Origin of the sequence: Gluconacetobacter entanii (genome assembly GCF_003206495.1) — a bacterium.
Taxonomy (GTDB): domain Bacteria; phylum Pseudomonadota; class Alphaproteobacteria; order Acetobacterales; family Acetobacteraceae; genus Novacetimonas; species Novacetimonas entanii.
Genome location: NZ_NKUF01000114.1, coordinates 1 through 1713 on the forward strand (window position 1 = coordinate 1; position 1713 = coordinate 1713).

1 protein-coding gene and 1 pseudogene are annotated in these 1713 nt (G+C 61.1%); both read left to right on the top strand.

Going from position 1 to position 1713, the window contains the following annotated elements; all coding sequences use genetic code 11:
* Positions 1-186: 186 nt before the first annotated feature.
* On the top strand, positions 187-927 hold the full coding sequence (locus CFR72_RS16705; protein WP_110914810.1) for a TlyA family RNA methyltransferase: 741 nt from the start codon (positions 187-189) through the stop codon (positions 925-927).
* Positions 928-1156: 229 nt separating this feature from the next.
* Positions 1157-1639, top strand: a pseudogene (locus tag CFR72_RS16710) (23S rRNA (adenine(2503)-C(2))-methyltransferase RlmN); the annotation flags it as partial.
* Between the last annotated feature and the right edge of the window lie 74 nt (positions 1640-1713).

A 1713-nucleotide genomic window follows, 5' to 3' on the forward strand; every position in this document is an offset into this window, starting at 1 on the left:
CGCGTGCGCTTCCGCCCCATGGCCCTGCCCGACCGCTTCATCGACCACAACACCCAGGCCGCCCAGTACCACGAGGCAGGCCTCGATGCGCAGGCGATCGTGGATACGGCGCTTGGTGCGCTGGGGCGTTCTCCGTCGCAGCAGATGGCCTGATCCGGCAACCCGGATCAGGAAGCGGAGGCAGGGATGGCGAAGCGGCGCGTGGACCAGATGCTGGTTGACCGGGGACTGGTTGAAACGCGCACGCGTGCGCAGGCCCTCATCATGGCGGGTCTGGTCTTCACGCCCAACCGCCGTATTGACAAGCCCGGCGACCAGTTGGCCGAGGATGTGCCGCTTACGGTCAAGGGGCAGGATCACCCGTGGGTTTCGCGTGGGGGCATCAAGCTGGCGCATGGGCTGGAGCATTTTGGTTTCTCGCCCGAAGGCCTGACCTGCCTTGACGTGGGGGCATCCACAGGCGGGTTTACCGATGTCCTGCTGCATAATGGTGCGTCGAAGGTCTATGCCGTGGATGTGGGGCATGGGCAGATCGCGTGGAAACTGCGCAATGACCCGCGGGTCGTCGTGCTGGAAAAATGCAATGCGCGCCATCTCGATGCCGGGATCATTCCCGATCCCATCGGGGCGCTGGTCTGTGATGCCAGTTTCATCGGGCTGCGGACCGTCCTGCCCGCCGCCATTGACCTGTGCGTGCCGTGGGCATGGGCGATCGCGCTCATCAAGCCGCAGTTCGAGGCGGGGCATGAGGCTATCGGCCCCAAGGGCGTGGTGCGTGATCCGGCGGTCCATGACGCCGTATGCGCCATGATCCATGACTGGTGGCAGTCGCTTCCGGGATGGTCCGTGATCGGGATCGAACCCAGTCCCATCACAGGACCGGAAGGCAACCGCGAATTCCTGATCGCGGCACGCAAGGGTGCCTGATGACGAATAGAAGTTTTTTGGGTGGCCTCTTTCTTTAAAGGCGGCATCTTTTGAAGCTTTTTGAAAAAAAGCTTCACCAAAAACTTTTTGAAATTTCGATATGTTTTGTGGGCGGCCTTTTGACATCGCTTTTTAGTCTGTGGTCGCTTTCGGTGGGGCAGATGTGGTAGGGAGCGGGCAATCCCATTCCTGAACCTGTCCCGGTCCGAACATCAAGGCGTGTTTCGCTATGTCCGCAGTCCCACCCCCTTATGCCAGTCCCGTTCGGGAGGCCGCGTCGGCAGCGGCGCTGACCGATGATGAACGCAGCCGCATCCTTGCCAAATCGGCGCAGTTTGCCCCCCCTTCGGCCGTGCTGCCCGACGGGCGACGCGAACTGGTGGGGCTGTCGCGGGAGGAACTGACGGAAATCCTGCTGGAAATCGGGGAAAAGCCATTCCGCACCAAGCAGTTATGGCACTGGATCTACCATCAGGGCGTGACCGATTTCTCCCGCATGAGTTCGATTGCCAAGCCCCTGCAGGAAAAACTGGCGGAGCGTTTCGTCGTCAGTCGCCCACAGGCCGCCACCGTCCAGACGTCCAGTGACGAGACACGCAAATTCCTGTTCCGTTTCCGCGACGGGCAGGAGGCGGAGACCGTCTATATCCCCGACCGGCGCGAGGATCGGGGCGCCGTGTGCATTTCCTTCTGTGGTTGCCGTCCGTTATGCAAGAGTTTTCTGACCCATATTGACGTGTGATCGTGTGCGGTCTTCTGTAAGGCCTGTTGATGTGGCCTTTCAGA